This is a genomic window from Micromonospora sp. NPDC006431 (genome assembly GCF_042870725.1).
GTDB lineage: Bacteria > Actinomycetota > Actinomycetes > Mycobacteriales > Micromonosporaceae > Micromonospora.
Window position 1 is genome coordinate 121954 of record NZ_JBIAHQ010000007.1, and the last position, 16287, is coordinate 138240.

General features: G+C 70.4%; 10 protein-coding genes and 1 pseudogene. 4 read left to right on the top strand and 7 right to left on the bottom strand.

Annotated elements, in window-relative coordinates; genetic code table 11:
- Positions 1–81: 81 nt before the first annotated feature.
- The 7 genes from pdxY to ACFYM6_RS15275 all read right to left on the bottom strand — a co-directional run bounded on the left by pdxY (position 82) and on the right by ACFYM6_RS15275 (position 11019).
- Positions 82–933: a pyridoxal kinase PdxY gene (pdxY, locus tag ACFYM6_RS15245; RefSeq protein WP_387275770.1), complete on the bottom strand. Its 852-nt coding sequence runs from the start codon at positions 931–933 to the stop codon at positions 82–84.
- A 302-nt stretch (positions 934–1235) separates the two neighbouring features.
- Positions 1236–3482 (bottom strand): penicillin acylase family protein, encoded by a 2247-nt coding sequence (locus ACFYM6_RS15250; RefSeq protein WP_387275772.1) that lies wholly within the window; start codon positions 3480–3482, stop codon positions 1236–1238.
- Positions 3483–3873: 391 nt separating this feature from the next.
- Complete coding sequence (locus tag ACFYM6_RS15255) at positions 3874–4887, bottom strand: ABC transporter permease (protein ID WP_387275774.1); 1014 nt, start codon at positions 4885–4887, stop codon at positions 3874–3876.
- The gene (locus ACFYM6_RS15260) at positions 4884–5846 is read right to left on the bottom strand and encodes an ABC transporter permease (protein WP_387275775.1); all 963 of its coding nucleotides are present in this window, start codon (positions 5844–5846) and stop codon (positions 4884–4886) included. The genes ACFYM6_RS15255 and ACFYM6_RS15260 overlap by 4 nt, the downstream gene beginning before the upstream one ends.
- Entirely contained in the window at positions 5839–7365 is a 1527-nt protein-coding gene (locus ACFYM6_RS15265; RefSeq protein ID WP_387275777.1) for a sugar ABC transporter ATP-binding protein, read from the bottom strand. The genes ACFYM6_RS15260 and ACFYM6_RS15265 overlap by 8 nt, the downstream gene beginning before the upstream one ends.
- Complete coding sequence (locus ACFYM6_RS15270) at positions 7365–8429, bottom strand: ABC transporter substrate-binding protein (RefSeq protein ID WP_387275779.1); 1065 nt, start codon at positions 8427–8429, stop codon at positions 7365–7367. Before ACFYM6_RS15270 ends, ACFYM6_RS15265 begins: the two co-directional genes overlap by 1 nt.
- A gap of 103 nt (positions 8430–8532) precedes the next feature.
- Positions 8533–11019 (bottom strand): LamG-like jellyroll fold domain-containing protein, encoded by a 2487-nt coding sequence (locus ACFYM6_RS15275; protein WP_387275781.1) that lies wholly within the window; start codon positions 11017–11019, stop codon positions 8533–8535.
- A gap of 258 nt (positions 11020–11277) precedes the next feature.
- Between ACFYM6_RS15275 and ACFYM6_RS15280 the strand changes: the two genes are divergently transcribed.
- The 4 genes and pseudogenes from ACFYM6_RS15280 (at position 11278) to katG (ending at position 16276) form a co-directional block, all read left to right on the top strand.
- Positions 11278–12114, top strand: a complete 837-nt coding sequence (locus ACFYM6_RS15280) for a DeoR/GlpR family DNA-binding transcription regulator (protein WP_073833977.1) — start codon at positions 11278–11280, stop codon at positions 12112–12114.
- A gap of 73 nt (positions 12115–12187) precedes the next feature.
- Positions 12188–13693, top strand: coding sequence for a sugar ABC transporter ATP-binding protein (locus ACFYM6_RS15285; protein ID WP_387275783.1), 1506 nt, complete (start codon positions 12188–12190; stop codon positions 13691–13693).
- A gap of 133 nt (positions 13694–13826) precedes the next feature.
- Positions 13827–13990: pseudogene (locus ACFYM6_RS15290) on the top strand (transcriptional repressor); the annotation flags it as partial.
- Between the two features lie 90 nt (positions 13991–14080).
- Positions 14081–16276, top strand: a complete 2196-nt coding sequence (gene katG / locus ACFYM6_RS15295; protein WP_387275785.1) for a catalase/peroxidase HPI — start codon at positions 14081–14083, stop codon at positions 16274–16276.
- The last annotated feature ends 11 nt before the right edge of the window (positions 16277–16287 follow it).

Consider the following 16287-nt stretch of genomic DNA (forward strand, 5'->3'; position numbering starts at 1 on the left):
CGGATCACCTCCTGGCGGTCGCCCACGCCGGAGCGCGAGAGGTCTGACCGCGCGGCACCCGTGGCGCCGATGGAAGTCGCGTCAGCGCAGCCGCCGGGCGGTGAACGTGATTGGCGACTCGGCGATCGCATCCTGGGCCGCGACCAGCTGGAGCTCCCGGGTGCCCGCCGCGAGGGTCGCCTCGAGTATGGCGAAGACGGAGGCGATGGTGCGTTCCAGTGCCGTCGCGGGTGAGCCGGTCGTCCACAGATGCGCCAGGTACAGCGCCGCGGTGACGTCGCCGCCGCCGTTCGGGTTGATCGGCAGCAGCGGCGTGGTCACCGCCCAGGCGCCCTCGTCGGAGACGGCCACCACCTCCAGCGACCCCGCCGGCACGTCGCCGTGGAGCACGCTGGTGACCAGGACGTGCCGTGGTCCCGTCTCGCGGACCACGTCGACCGCCGCCAGCAACTCGGTGAGCGAGTTCGTCCTCCGGCTGGCGAGGAAGTCCAGCTCGAACTGGTTCGGGGTGATGATGTCCGCGCGCGGGACGACTAGGTCCCGCATGTACTCGGGGATGCCCGGCCGGACGAACAGGCCGCGGCCGACGTCGCCCATCACCGGGTCGCAGCAGTACACCGCGTCCGAGTTGGCCGCCTTGACCCTGTCCACCGCGTCGAGGATCACCGCGCCCATCGCCGGGTCGCCCTGGTAGCCCGACAGCACCGCGTCGGCGCTGCCGAGGACCCCGCGATCGGCGATGCCTGCGATCACCTCGGCCACGTCGACCGGCGCGAGCAGCGGCCCGCGCCACGCGCCGTACCCGGTGTGGTTGGAGAAGTGGACGGTCAGTACCGGCCAGACCTCGTGCCCGAGCCGCTGGAGGGGGAAGACGGCCGCCGAGTTGCCGACGTGGCCGTAGGCGACCGACGACTGGATGGAGAGGATCTTCACCTGCTCATCATGGCGGTTCCCGCCGGTCCGCTACGCGCTACCCGGGCTTTCTGTCGGCTGACCCACTCCGGGCCGCCGACAGACCGCGCCCGTGCGTGACGTCTCCGAGGCCGAGCAGGTCGGCGCGGCGAAGCCGTGGCGGCCGGACAAAAGGGCCCTCGCACGATCGTGGCCCGGATCAGCGCCGACGCCGACGCGCGCACGGACCGGGTGGCCAGCACGCGCATCGGCATCGACGAAGACCATCGGGGCGGCTCAGCGCAGCCGAGCGGCTCGCCGGTCAGCTCCTCGCTGGCGACTGATCACTTGCCCGGCTTGTAGGTCCGCTCGACATGCCCCTTGAGCTCCTCGGGATAGAAGTAGACGGGCCGGAGGTCGCCGCTCGCGTACCGTTCGGCCTGGTCGTTGAAGTGCGGTGAGTCGGGATGCCCGCTCGCGCCCCCCGCCGTCACCGCCCAGGCGCGCAGCCGCGGTCCGAACTCCACGACCGCCACGAAGCTGTTGCCGCTGGTGCCGTAGTAGCGCTTCGTGCCCGGGTAGCGCCGTGCCCCGAACGAGGCGAGGGAGCCCCATTGCGCGGAGGTGAAGGGCACCGGGCTGCTCGGCTTGGCGTCGTCGAACGTCTGGACGATCGCCCCGTCGTTGCGCTGGAACCGGTTGATCTCGCCCCAGGGCACCTGCCAGTTGCCGAAATCCTGGGTCAGCCGCTCCACCGCCGCCTCGAGCGCCGCGAGCCGCTGCGCATCGGTGGCGCGCTCGGCGAGGTAGTCCCACATCGACATACCGGCATCTCGCGCCGCCTGGGCCAGGGGCGCCCAGAGCGCCTCTGCCCAGAACACGGCCAACGACGTCGCGGTTGACTGCGCAGCCCAGCGATAGTCCCAGCCGCGCAGCAGGCCGATCGGCCCGGCGAGCTTCGCCTTCTGCTGGTCGCCCTCGGGCAGCTTGTCCCACGCCGCGGCGAGCCCCGGCACCAGCCGGGCGAACGCGGTGAGATACGTATCGAAGGCGGCCGCGATCAGCGTCTGCGGGGTGAAGTCCCGCCGCGCAGTCAGCACCCGGATGGCCTGCGGGCCACGCGGGTTCTCCCCGGCCTGGTCGAAGTAGCGTGGATAGTCGGCGGCGTTGGGGCTGTCCGCGCCGGCCGCGGTCCAGGGCCAGTTGTTCGTGTTGAACGCCCAGCCATTCTCCGGATTCACGGCCTGTGGCAGGCTGCCGAGGCTGTGCAGCCCGCGCCAGTCGGTTGCCGGATCGCTGCCGTCGACGGGCTTGCGGTAGTCGAAGCGATCGTCGCGGACCGGCATGAACTGCGGCACCAGGAAGGCGATCTCGCCCGTCGAGTCCGCGAAGAGCGTGTTGTTCGAGCTGTTGGCCTTGAGGCCCGCCACCTGGATGAAGTCCTCGTAGTCCCGCGTCTTGGTGCGCAGGAAGCTCTGTTGCAGCGCCTCGACGGGCTTGTTCATCAGCGCGAACGCGATCCACTTGCCGTCCGCCTCGCGCACGATCGGGCCGTGGTGGGTGGCGAAGGTGGTGAAGCTGCGCTGCGCCCGCCCGCCCGCCGCGGTGCGGTACGACAACGTGATCGTCTTCGTCGTCACCGGCCGCAGCTCGTTGCCGTAGCGGTAGGAGCGGCTGCCGTCCGCTCCGGTCACGATCGTCTCGGCGAACTCATCGACGTTGTCGACGCCGCTCGACGTGTGCATCCAGCCCGTGTTCGCGTTGAAGCCCTGGTAGATGAAGAACTGCCCCCAGGTGGCGGCGCCGTAGACATTGAGCCCGTCGCCGCTCGTCACATGTTGCTCGGAGCGGAAGAAGAAGCTGGTGTGCGGGTTGATCAGCAGCAGCGCATGGCCGTCTCGGGTGTGGCTCGGCGCGATCGCCATGCCGTTCGAGCCGCTGGGTTCGCGGAACAGCAGCCCGCGCTCCTCATCGGTCATCGGCACCGCGCGCCTGCCGTAGAAGGCTTCGAGCTGGGTGAGTGGCACCCGCTCGATGTCGCCGCCGATGCTGCCTTCGGAGAAGCTCAGCGGCATCCACGGCTCGAACCGGTTGATCACGCGTGGCTGCACCTCGGGGTGGGTCGCGAGGTAGTAGTTCAGGCCGTCCGCCCACGCCTGCATCAGCTCGCGTAACCAGGCCGGGCTCTTCGCGTAGTCCCCCTTCAGCACCTCGGGGTCGATGAACAGCCGCTGGCGCAGGTCCTGCCAGATCGCGCTCTCACCCTCGGCCTCGGCGAGGCGGCCGAGGCTCACCAGGTAGTTGCGTTCGATCCGGTTGAAGTCGTCCTCGGCCTGGGCGTACATCATCCCGAACACGGCATCGGCGTCGGTCTTGCCCACCACGTGCGGGACGCCCCAGTCGTCCCGGGTGATCGTCACGTGCGCAGCCTGCCTACGCCAGCGGGCGAGGTCGGGCGCGTGCTGCGCGGGGGCGGCGGACGCGCCGCCGGATGGCAGCCCCGCCGCGACGGCCGCGGCTCCCGCGGCCAGCCCGGCAGCCCCGCCCAGGATGCGGCGCCGGCTCAGCCCTTCGTTCTGCGCGTGGTTCATGAATGGGTCCACCTTTCTCAGGAATCGAGGAATCGTGCGGCGTCACGCGATCCGTACGGTGGTGGGCCGCGCCCGTGGGGCCCCACCACCGTCCACAGATGCTGAGCACGGCCAACCCGCGTCCGCGGAGACGAGGGCGGCCGGACGCGACGACGCGGCCGGATGGTCGGCCGGTGGCAGCAGCCGCCGTTCGGCCAGGGAAGGACAACGGTCATCGCCGCCTCCTGACCGCTTGGGGATCAACCTGGCCCAAACTGCGTACCACTCGCTCGGGCGGCGTGGCAATAGAGATCAAAAGCTATTTGACCTGCGAGACATGCTCGTGACAATCGAGGTCCGTCGCGAGTGGAGCCCCAGCCGATCGCGAGTGGACTGGCGACGGGTACCACCCTCAGGACAGCCGCTGCGCCCGGTGCAGGATCCGCTGCAGGACCACCACCAGAGCGAGGAACGCGCCGCTGACGACCTGCTGGAACGACGAGGTGAGCACGCCGATCTGATTGATCAGGCTCTGGATCACGCCGAGCAGCAGCACGCCGGCCATCGTCCCGGTGAGTCCGCCGGCGCCGCCGGTGAGCAGCGTGCCGCCGATCACCACGGCGGCGATGACGTCGAGTTCCATGCCGGCGCCGAGGATGGTGACGCCGGAGGACAGGCGGGCGGCGTTGAGGGCGCCCGCCAACCCGGCCAGCAGTCCGGAGATGAGATAGACGAGGACCTTGACCCGGGTGACCGGCACGCCCATGAGCACCGCGGCCTCCTCGCTGCCGCCGATCGCATACACCTTCTGCCCGAAGCCGGTGCGCTGCAGCAGCACCCCGCCGAGCAGGACCAGACCCAGCGTGATCCAGACCGGCGCGGTGAGGCCGAGGACGGACGCCTGGCCCAGCGCGCTGAAGGCGTCGTTCTGCACCAGGTAGGTGTTCGCCCCCTCGTCGGACACCGCGAGCATGAGGCCACGCATGCCGAGCAGGCCCGCCAGGGTCACGATGAACGGCGCCATGCCGGTGCGCGCCACGATCAGCCCTTGCACCAGCCCGATCGCGCCACATACCGCGAGCGGCAGCAGCAACGCGACGAGCAGCCCGTACCGGGAGCCGTAGGCGGCCAGCACCCCGGCGAGCACGAAGGACGAGCCGACGGAGAGGTCGATGCCGCCGCTGATGATGACGAACGTCATCCCGATCGCGACGATCGCCAGGAACGACGACGACACCACGATGTTCGCGGCGTTCTGTGGGGTGGCGAACGAGTCGAAGGCGACGGCCCCGACCACGACGGTGACGGCCAGCACCATGAGCGCGCCGTGATGCTGGAGGAGATGACCGACCCGTTCACGGCGCGGTGCGCCCGACCGGCGCCGCGCCTCGGCGCTGGCGTCCGCGTCGGCGATGGTGGTGGTCATGCGCGCCTCCCTCGGGCGGCGTAGACGGCGGCCAGGATGATGACCGCCTGGACCATCTGGGTCCAGGACTGCGGCAGGTTGTGCTTGATGAGCGTGGCCTGGAGGAGCTGGATGAGCAGGGCGCCCAGCACGGTGCCGAGCACCCGGACCCGGCCGCCGGTGAGCGGGGTCCCGCCGACGACCACGGCGGTGATCGCGGACAGTTCCATGAGCAGGCCCAGCGAGGTGGGATCGCTGGCTTGCAGCCGGGACGTGGCCAGCACCCCGGCCACCGCGGCGAGCAGGCCGGAGATGAGGTAGACGGTGACCAGGACGCGTCGTACCGGCAGGCCCGACAGCCGGCTCGCGGCCCGGTTGCCACCCACGGCGACCAGCTGGCGGCCGAAGGTGGTGCGCTTGACCAGGAACGCGACCAGCACGGTGAGCGCCGCCGCGATGATGACCACCAGCGGCAGGCCGAGCACGGACCGGCTGCCGAGGGTGATCAGCGTGGGGTTGCGGAACTCGGTGAGCTGCGGCACCAGCACGTTCGCCAGGCCGCGTACGCCCACCAGCAGTGCCAGCGTCGCCACGATGGGCTGCACCCCCACGTACGCCACCAGCGCGCCGCCGCCGGCGCCGACGGCGGCGCCGCCGATCAGGGCCGCGACGATCGCGACCGGAGCACCGTACCCGAGGTAGAGCACCACCACCGCCGAGGCGAGCGCCATCACCGAACCTACGGACAGGTCGATACCCTCGGTGCCGATCACCAGCGCCATCCCGAGCGAGGTGATCACGACGGGCGCCACCTGGATCAGCTGGGTCCGGAAGTTCGCCACCTCGAGGAAGTGGGGCGTGAACACCACGTTGAAGAGCAGGAGCGCGAGCACCGACACGTAGACGCCGTACTCCTGCAGCCACGCGAGCAGGCGTACCCGCCCGTCCCAGGCGCGCGGCGCGACCGCGAGGTCAGCCATCGGTCTCTCCTGTCGCGGCAATCGTTGCCATGATCGCTTCTTCCGTAACCTGGTCCCCGCTCAGCTCGCCCGCGACTGCGCCGTCGCGCAGGACCACGACCCGGTCCGCCCCCTCGACGAGTTCCTCCAGGTCTGAGGAGATCAGCAGCACCCCGAGCCCCTCGGCCGCCAACTCGTCGATGAGTGCCTGCACCTCGGCCTTGGCCCCGACGTCGATGCCCCGGGTCGGCTCGTCGAGCAGCAGCACCTTCGCGCCGGTCGCCAGCGAGCGGGCCAGCAGGACCTTCTGCTGGTTGCCGCCGGACAGCTCGGCGACCTTCTGGTCGGGGGAGGCGGCCTTGATGCGGAGCCGCCGCATGAAGCTGTCGACGATCCGGTCAACCCGGGCGTCGGACACCACTCCGGACCGGGACAGCTGGGGCAGGGCGGCCAACGCGATGTTGTCCTTTACCGACAGGGTCGGCACGATGCCCTCGGCCTTGCGGTCCTCGGGGACGAGGCTGACGCCGGCCCGGATCGCGGCAGCCGGAGAACCTCGGCGCACCTCCTGCCCAGCCACCAGCACCGTGCCGCCGTCGAGCGGGAGGGCACCCGCGATCGCCTTGGCCGTCTCGCTGCGCCCGGCGCCCAGCAGTCCACCCAGGCCCACCACCTCGCCGGGGCGGACCTGCACGGACACGTCACGCAGGGCAGGCCGGCGGGACAGCGATCGGGCCTCCACCAGCGGCCCGCTGGCCGCGGCGGTGTGCTCGCCGGAGAACTTCGTGGCCCCCTCCCGCCGGATCTCGGCGGGGTCGCGGCCGAGCATCAGCGCGACGAGATCCACCCGCGGCAGCTCGTCGAGCGGTCCGGCGTGCGCCACGCTGCCGTCGCGCAGCACGGTGACCCGGTCGCAGATCCGGTACAGCTCGTCGAGGCGGTGACTCACGTAGATCAGTGAGATGCCCTGCGCCTGCAGGTCGGCGATGACGCCGAAGAGGGTGTCCACCTCCCGCGGTTCCAGGGCCGAGGTTGGTTCGTCCATGATCACCACGCGGGCGTCGATGGAGACCGCGCGGGCGAGCGCCACCATCTGCTGGGTGCCCATGCCGAGCGAGCGCAGCGGCCGGCGCACGTCGATGCGGATGCCGTACCGGTTCATCACGCGCTCGGCCTCGGCGTACAGCTGCGTCATGTCGATGACCCCGAGCCGGCCGCGCGGTTCCCGCCCGAGCAGCAGGTTGTGCGCGAGGCTCATCTGCGGGACAAGGTTGACCTCCTGATAGATGGTCGAGATCCCGGCCTGTTGGGCGGCGAGGGGGTGGTCGAAGGTGACCGGCTCGCCGCGCAGCAGGAGCGTCCCCCGGTCCGGCCGGTACACGCCGGTGAGGACCTTGATGAGGGTCGACTTGCCGGCGCCGTTCTCACCGACCAGGGCATGTACCTGCCCCGCATCCAGCCGGAAGGACACGTCGTCCAGGGCGAGGACCCCGGGGAATCCCTTCGAGATTCCCCGGGCCTCCAGAACCGCGGTCGCCATCAGTACGCGTTTCCCAGGCTCTCCTTGGCATTCGCCGTCGTGTACTCCTGGTCGCTGATGATCACCGTGGCCGGGATCCCCTCCCCGTCCAGGAACTTCTGGGTGGTGGAGAAGGCGAGCGGCCCGAAGCGCGGGTTCGACTCGACGACCGCGGACAGCCAGCCGTCGACGATGCCCTGCACGGCGGCGCGGGTGCCGTCCACCGACACGATCTTGACCTGGCCGGGCGACTTCCCCGCGCCCTTGAGCGCCGTCACCGCCCCGAGCGCCATCTCGTCGTTCTCGGCGTAGATGCCCTTGGTGCCGGGGCGGGACTGGATCAGCTGCTCGGTGACCTGCTGGCCCTTCTCCCGGGTGAACTCGCCGGTCTGCTCGAAGGAGATGGTGATGCCAGGTGCCTTCTCCTGGATCCGGTCCTTGAAGCCCTTGGTCCGGTCGGTGGTGACGTTGTTGCCGGGCGCGCCGAGCAGAATGGCGACCTCACCCTGGCCGCCGAGGGCCTGGATCATCTGGTCGGCCGCCCGCTCGCCCTGCTGATAGAAGTCCGACCCGATGAAGGTGAGGTAGTCGGTGCACGGCTGAGCGTTGATCTTGCGGTCGATGGTGATGATCGGGACCTTCTTCTCCGCCGCCTGCCTCAGCACCGGCTCCCAGCCGTCGGAGTTCAACGGCGCGATGACCAGCAGCTTGGCGCCCTGGGCGATGAGCTGCTGCACGTCCGAGATCTGCTTGGAGAACTGGGACTGCGCGTTGGTGACCCGCAGGTTGGCGATGCCGAGCTTGGCGGCCTCGTCCTTGATGGACCTGGTCTCGGCGATTCGGAACGGGTTGGCTTCCTTCTCCGACTGGGAGAAGCCGACCACGTCCTTCTTGAGGTCGAACTTCTGCCCGCCGAAGCTCTGCAAGGTGCAGGTCGGGCCGGCGGCGCCCTGGCTCTGCACGACCTGCTGACCTGCGCTGCCGGCCGGTGCGGGCGTGTCGCCGCTGTCCTCGCCCTTGGCGCACGCCGCGGTGGCGAGCAGGGTGGCCAGCGCGACCGCCGCCAATCCGGATGTCCTGGACATGAGGGCTTCCTTTCCCGAGGCGGTTCTCACTCAGCGGGGATGGGGTCGGGGGCCGTCGCCGCCGCGGTGGGCACCGCGGCGGCGGCGAGGAGGCGGATTCGCCTCACCGCAGGCCTCCGGAGGCGTACAGCTGACCGACCTCGGTGGCGGACAGCGCGCGGTCGTAGATCCGCACCTGGTCGATCGCGCCGCGCCAGTAGTCGACCGGGCCGCCGTTGAACCTGGCCCGCCCGATGACGGTCGGTCCGCTGGACGCCTCGCCCAGGCAGGAGCTGGCCGTGCCAGCCTGCTGACCGTCGACGTAGAGCGTCAACGTGCCGGCGGCGGCATCCCGCACGCCGACCAGGTGGTACCAGCGGCCGGTCTCGGGTGCGGCCGGAGCGAGCGCCCGGACCCCGGCGAAGCTGAACGCGAACCGGTTGTCCGCGCCCGAGTACTGCAGGAAGAAGGCACTGTGGCTGCCGCCGTCCTGGCTGACCGCGGTGGCGAACCCGCCGCGGCTGTCCAGCTTGACCCACGCCGACGCGGAGTAGTTGCCGGTGGTGTCGAGGATCGCGGCGCCCGTGTCGACGTACTGGTTCACGCCGTTGAGCTGCACCGCGGCGCCGGAGTGGCCGGTGGTCCAGGTCGCGCCGTTCACCAACGTTCCGTCGTGGTTGCCGGCCCTGTCGTCGGTCACCGTGCCGGCACCCTCGTCCAGCGGCCACCAGCCCACCCCGGTCAGCCCGGGCGTGCCCGGCGGCAGCTGCGGGGCGTTCGCGCCGGTGCCGTCGACCGAGCGGACGATGGCCCGGTTGACGTCCCGGACGCGGTCGAAGTCCATCTTCTGGATCTGGCGGTCATAGGTGTAGAAGCCGTTGACCTCGTGCTCCACGTCGGTCGTCTGGGTGTAGACGGCGCCGGAGAGCCCGCACCGGTTGGCCACGGTCAGCAGGTCACGTTGGTTCTCCACGTAGCGTCGGGTGAGCGTGGCGCTGTCCGGTGTCATCTCGTAGGCGTGGCCGTCGCCGAACCACATGTGGCCGTCGACCTTCAGACCGAAGCCGCCGTGCTCGCCGTCCACGGCGACCCGGTCCCCGCCAGGCACCGGCGAGGCTGGTCCGACGTACTGGTGGAAGTCGATGATGTCGCCGCGCCCCGAATCACCCTTGGAGTCGCAGCAGTTCACGCCGCTGTGCGCGTTGACCATCCGGCTCGGGTCCTGGGCCCGCAGCTCGTCGGCGATCCGCCCGGTCGCCGAGCGGTCCCACTCGCCCCAGCCCTCGTTGAACGGTACCCAGACGGTGATCGAGGTCCAGCTCTGGTGCTCGGCGACGATCTCCTTCAGTTGCCGCTCGAACTCCTGCTGCGCGTCGACCGGCGGGATGCCGCCGGTACGCATGGCCGGCATGTCCTGCCACACCATGAGGCCCAGCCGGTCGGCCCAGTAGTACCAGCGGTCCGGCTCCACCTTGATGTGCTTGCGGATCGTGTTGAAGCCGAGCCGCTTGGTCTCGGCGATGTCGAAGCGCAGCGCCTCGTCCGTCGGCGCCGTGTAGATGCCGTCCGGCCAGAAGCCTTGATCCAGGGTGGACATGTTGAACAGGATCTTGCCGTTGAGGGCCAGATGGAGCTTGCCGTCGGCGCCCTTGACCTTGGTCACCTCGCGCATGCCGAAGTAGGACTCGACCCGGTCGGCCTCCTTCCGGCCGTCCAGCACCCGCACCTGCAGGTCGTAGAGGTACGGCGAGTCGGGCGACCACAGCTGCGGGTTCGGCACCGGGACGCGCAGCTCGGCGCCGGCCGGCCCGGACGCGCGGCCGACGACCTTGTTGCCGGCGTAGGCGACGGCCTCGACCGTGCGGCCGCTGCCGCCGGCGACCTGCGCGGTGAGCCGGAGGCTGGCGTCGTCGACGTCCGGGGTCATCCGCAACCGCTCGACGTGGCTCGCCGACACCGGCTCCATCCACACGCTCTGCCAGATGCCGGACGACGAGGTGTAGAAGATGCCGCGGTCGGGCCGGTTGCGCTGCTTGCCGACCGGCTGCCAGGTCTGGTCGGTGCGGTCCTCGACGCCGACCACCAGCTCCTGGGCTCCCCGGCCGTGCAGGGCGTCGGTGACATCGACGCTGAAGCCGTCGTAGCCGCCGCGGTGGGTGGCGACCTTGACGCCGTTGACCCAGACCGTGGCGTCGTAGTCGACGGCGCCGAAGTTGAGCCGCAGCCGCTCGTCGCCGCCGATCCGCCAGTTCGCCGGCACGCCGAACGTGCGCCGGTACCACATCCGGTCCTCGTGCCGCTGGATGCCGGACAGCGCCGACTCGATCGGGTACGGCACGAGCACCCGCTCGCTGAGCTGCTCGCCGATCGGCGGAGCTTCGCCTTCCTGCGCCCCCGCGAACTGCCAGACCCCGTTGAGGCTCTCCCACCTCTTACGGACCAGCTGGGGACGGGGGTAGTCGGGAAGCGCGTTGTCCGGCGACACCTGGCCGGTCCACGGCGTGGCGACCGGTGGTGTGCCCGGATGCCAGGTCGCCTCGGCGCGCGCGACCCCTGGCACGCCGCCGAGCACGCAGGCCACGGCAATCAGCACGGTGGCTGCTCTTCTCATCGTTCAGGGCCCCTTTCTCACGAGCGTGGCGTGAGAGGGCAGGCCGGGACGCCCGGGCAGCGGGCCGGAGTTGAGCCGGCCGGACCGGGTGGAGGCCTGCCTGAAATCGTTGGGAAACAATCAATCATCGTCACGATCCCAAGTCAATAGCATTCGATCAGATCCGATCAGAAACGATCCTGGAGCGCTCTCAACTGGCCTCCGACCATGCAGAGTACGATCAGAACCAGACCGACCCGTTCACGAAGAGAGGACAATGTGGCACCTGGCGACGACTCCCGGACGGCGACCGAGGGCCGGCGGACCATGTTCGCCGCCGAGCGCCGGCAACGCATCCTCGAACTGATGCACGCCAACGGCGCGGTCTCGCTGCGGGACATCGCCCAGGCCGTGCAGTCCTCCGAGGTCACCGTCCGACGTGACCTGCGGATCCTGGAGGCCGACGGGCTGCTCAACCGCCATCACGGCGGCGCCACCCTGCCCGGTGCGCTGGCCACCCTGCCCGGTGCGTTGTCCCGGGAACCCACGTACGCCCAGAAGGCCCAGGTCGCCGCCGCCGAGAAGGCCGCCATCGCCGAGCTCGCGGCATCGCTCGTCGAGGACGGCGACGCCATCGTCATCGGCGCCGGCACCACCACCCAGCTCTTCGCCCAACAGCTCACCCGGTATGCCGAACTCGCCGTCGTGACCAACTCGCTGCTGGTCGCCCAGGCGCTCGCCAACGCGCCGCGGGTCGAGGTCGTCCTCACCGGCGGTACGCTGCGCGGCGCCATCCTCGCGCTGGTCGGCAGCGCCGCCGAACGCTCGCTCGCGGGTCTGCGGGTCCGCCGCGCCTTCATCTCGGGCAACGGCCTCACCGCCGAACGCGGCGTCTCCACGCCGAACATGCAGGTCGCCAGCGTCGACCGGGCGCTCGCCGCGGCGGCCGAGGAGATCGTCGTACTCGCCGACCACACCAAGATCGGAGTCGACACCATGGTGCAGACCATCCCCACGGACGAGATCGACCACCTCGTGACCGACGACGCCGCCCCCCGCGACGTGCTCGACGAACTGGCCAACCGGGCCGTCCGGCTGCACGTCGCCCGGCCCTGACGGCTTTACCATTCCACCCGCCGTGCGCGATCATTCGCCTCAGCCGGCTCGCCGGCCGCTGCGAGGAGGCACCGTGGTAGGCAGCAGCACCGTGATCGAAGCCGCGGGCGTGGTCCGGAACTACCCCGGCACCCGCGCGCTCGACCACGTCTCCTTCACCCTCGGACACGGCGAGGTGCACGCCATCCTCGGCGAGAACGGCGCCGGCAAATCGACGCTGGTCAAGGTGCTCTGCGGCATCGACCGGCCGGACGCGGGCGTGCTGCGGCTGCACGGCACGCCGGTGCGGTTCTCCTCGTCGCGCGACGCCGAGCGCGCCGGAATTGGCGCTGTCCACCAGGAGGCCAACCTCGTCCCCCAGATGAGCGTCGCCCGCAACCTGTTCCTGGGCCGCGAACCGCGCCACCGGCTCGGCCTCATCGACGTCGCGGCGATGAACACCCAGGCGCGCGACATCATGGCCGGCTGCGGCCTACGGATCGACGTACGCCAGCCCGTCGAGTCGTTCGACGCCGGGATCCAGCAGCTGGTCGCGGTGGCCCGCGCGGTCGCCATCGGCACCTCGGTGATCGTCCTCGACGAGCCCACGGCCGGCCTGGACGACGATCAGGTCGAACGACTGCTCGCCATGCTCGACGCGCTGCGGGCCCAGGGCCGGTCGATCGTCTACGTCAGCCACCGCCTCGCCGAGATCGAGCGGATCTGCGACCGGGCCACCGTGCTGCGCGACGGCCGGCTGGTGCACACGGGTCCGCTCGCCGGCCTCGACCGGATGCGGCTCGTGTCGCTGATGCTCGGCCGGCGGGTGACGCTCGGGACGCCGCCCCCCGGAGGCGTGGCCGCAGAGCCCGCCGACCCACCGATCCTGCAGGCCACCGGACTCACCCGCCGCCACGTTCTCGGCGGCGTGTCGATCAACCTCCGGCCGGGCGAGGTCGTCGGCCTCAGCGGGCTGCTGGGTGCGGGCCGGAGCGAGACGGCGAAGGCGATCGCCGGCGCCATGCCGCTGGACGCCGGGCAGGTGACCGTCTCCGGCGCCCGCCTACGCCGACGCTCGATCGCCGGCGCCGTCCGCGCCGGGGTGGGACTGCTGCCACAGAACCGTACGACCGAGGGCATCATCGCCTCGCTGTCGGTACGCGACAACATCGCGCTCGCCGCGCTCCCCCGGCTCTCCCGCGCCGGCATCGTCTCCGAGGCCCGCCTCGACCGGATCGTCGAGACCTTCGTGCGCCGGCTCCGGATCAAGGCAACCGGCCCGCACCAACCGGTCGGGGAACTCTCCGGCGGCAACCAGCAGAAGGTGCTGCTGGCCCGCTGGCTCGCCACTCACCCGCGGGTGCTGATGCTCGACGAGCCCACCCGCGGTATCGACATCGGCACCAAGTCCGAGGTACAGGCGCTCATCGACGATCTCGCGGTGGACGGGCTGGCGGTCATGCTGATCTCCTCCGATCTGGAGGAACTCGTCGGCACCTGCGACCGTGTCCTGGTGCTGCGCGACGGCGCCGTCGCGGGGCAACTGACTGGCTCCAGCGTCACCGAGAAGAACATCATGGCGTTGCTCGCGGCGAGTTGACCACCGCGACGCCGCCGCCCCTGGATCAGCCGGGCCGGCTCAGGCTCCCGCCGCGCGCCGTTGGATCTGGTGCATTCAAGAATAAAATGGAGCATACTGCGCACTGTGGTCGCGACCCTCGGACTTCGAGCGCATGCTGCGCGGTGCCGCGCTCCGCGTGACCCGTCCGCGGCGGGCGGTGCTGGCCGCGGTGCACGCGCATCCGCACGCCGACACCGTCTCGATCTTCGGTGCCGTGCGTAGGAACTGCCCGAGGTGTCCCACCAGGCCGGGTACGACGTGCTGCGCGCGCTGACCGACGTCACCTACTGGGGCGTTTGCCGCGAGTGTCTCGCGGCAAACGCCAACAGTTGAACGAACGAGAACCACGACAGGAGAAGGAGCGACGTGTCTGAGCGCGGCAGCGAGAGCGAAAACCCGGTAATCCCGTCCCCCACTCCGACCCCGCACCGGCCCCGGACCAACCAGGACTGGTGGCCGAATCAGCTGAACCTGCAGGTTCTGCACCAGCACTCGCCGCGAGCCAATCCGATGGGCGCGGACTTCGACTACGCCGAGGAGTTCAAGACCCTCAACGTGGACGAGCTCAAGCAGGACATCCTCGACGTGATGACGGCGTCGCAGGACTGGTGGCCGGCCGACTACGGCCACTACGGGCCGCTCTTCATCCGGATGAGCTGGCACGCCGCCGGCACGTACCGCATCGAGGACGGCCGTGGCGGCGCTGGCGACGGCGCCCAGCGATTCGCTCCGCTCAACAGCTGGCCCGACAACGCGAACCTCGACAAGGCCCGCCGGCTGCTGTGGCCGGTCAAGCAGAAGTACGGGCGGAAGATCTCGTGGGCCGACCTCCTGGTCTTCACCGGCAACGTCGCCCTGGAGTCGATGGGCTTCAAGACCTTCGGCTTCGGCTTCGGGCGGAAGGACGTCTGGGAGCCCGAGGAGATCTTCTGGGGGCCGGAGGACACCTGGCTCGGGGACGAGCGCTACAGCGGTGACCGGGAGCTCGCCGGACCGCTCGGCGCCGTGCAGATGGGCCTCATCTACGTGAATCCGGAGGGCCCCAACGGCAACCCGGATCCGCTGGCCGCGGCCCGGGACATCCGCGAGACCTTCCGCCGCATGGCCATGAACGACGAGGAGACGGTGGCGCTGATCGCCGGCGGTCACACGTTCGGCAAGACCCATGGTGCCGCCTCCGCTGAATACGTCGGCCCCGAGCCCGAGGGCGCTCCCGTCGAGAGCCAGGGCCTTGGCTGGAAGAACACCTTCGGTAGCGGCAAGGGCCGGGACACGATCACCAGCGGGCTCGAGGGTGCGTGGACGCCCACCCCGATCACGTGGGACAACAGCTTCTTCGAGACCCTCTTCGGTTACGAGTGGGAGGTGACCGAGAGCCCGGCCGGCGCGAAGCAGTGGAAGCCGAAGGGCGGCGCCGGGGCGGACGCCGTGCCCGACGCGCACGACCCGGCGGTCAGGCACGCCCCGATGATGGCGACGACCGACCTCGCGCTGCGCGTGGACCCGATCTACGAGCCGATCTCGCGGCGTTTCCTGGAGAACCCGGATCAGCTCGCGGACGCGTTCGCCAAGGCTTGGTACAAGTTGCTGCACCGCGACATGGGGCCCGTCACGCGCTACCTGGGCCCGTGGGTTCCCGAGCCGCAACTGTGGCAGGATCCCGTCCCCGCGGTCGACCACCAGCTCATCGGGGCTGAGGACATCGCTGCCCTCAAGGGCATGATCCTGGACTCCGGACTGTCCATCGCACAGCTGGTCCGCGCCGCGTGGGCGTCGGCGGCGAGCTTCCGCGGCACCGATATGCGTGGCGGCGCCAACGGGGCCCGGATCCGCCTCGAGCCGCAGCGGAACTGGGAGGTCAACGACCCGGCCGAACTGGCCACGGTGCTGCGGGCCCTGGAGCAGATCCAGCAGGAGTTCAACAACACCCAGTCCGGTGGCACGAAGGTGTCGCTTGCCGACCTGATCGTCCTGGGCGGATGCGCGGCGGTCGAGCAGGCGGCGAGGAACGCCGGCCACGAGATCACCGTGCCGTTCCGGCCGGGCCGTACGGACGCCTCGCAGGAGCAGACCGACGTGGCGTCGTTCGCCGTGCTCGAGCCGAGGGCAGACGGATTCCGCAACTACCTGCGAGCCGGACAGAAGTTGCCGCCGGAGACGCTGCTGCTGGACCGGGCCAACCTGCTGACGCTGACCGCTCCCGAGATGACGGTCCTGCTTGGCGGCATGCGGGCCCTGCAGGCCAACACCGGGAACGCACGACACGGCGTCTTCACCGACCGGCCCGAGGCGTTGACGAACGACTTCTTCGTGAACCTGCTCGACACCGGCACGGAGTGGACGGCAGCCACCTCGGCCGAGAACGTGTTCGAGGGGCGGGATCGCGCCACGGGCGAGGTCAGGTGGACCGCCACCGCCGTTGACCTCGTCTTCGGCTCGAACTCCCAGCTCCGAGCCATCGCGGAGGTCTACGGCAGCCGCGACGCGCAGGAGAAGTTCGTCCAGGACTTCGTCACGGCGTGGGTCAAGGTCATGAACCTGGACCGGTACGACCTCGCCTGACTCCCGACGGG